At 31.2% G+C, this 301-nt stretch carries 1 pseudogene; it reads right to left on the bottom strand.

The annotated features are described in order from the left end of the window. A pseudogene (locus ACFILW_RS10710) lies at nt 1-301 on the bottom strand (radical SAM protein); the annotation flags it as partial.

Here is a 301-nt window from a genome sequence, read left to right as displayed (position 1 = left end):
TTTCCTTAATCTTCCAGCAATCGCACATGATACAAGGGCTATTGCAATTCTGGATAATATGTATAATAGGTGTTACAGGTGCCCATAATTTTTTAAGATCAAAAATCGAATCTGACGCACTAATCAAGTTTTCCTTTTTTAAAAGAAAACCATTCTTTTCTAGTTCTCTTAACAAGATTGAAAAATCTGATGCTAAAATCTCTGTCTCTACATTAAGCTTTGCCGCAACAGTTTCAATTTTCTGATTCTGTAAAAAAGCTGAATCAATTAAAATTATAGCTGAATCATTAAGCACAATAGT

This window comes from Bartonella sp. TT110JLCBS (genome assembly GCF_042193405.1).
Classification (GTDB): domain Bacteria; phylum Pseudomonadota; class Alphaproteobacteria; order Rhizobiales; family Rhizobiaceae; genus Bartonella.
This window is presented reverse-complemented; position numbering and strand designations above follow the sequence as displayed.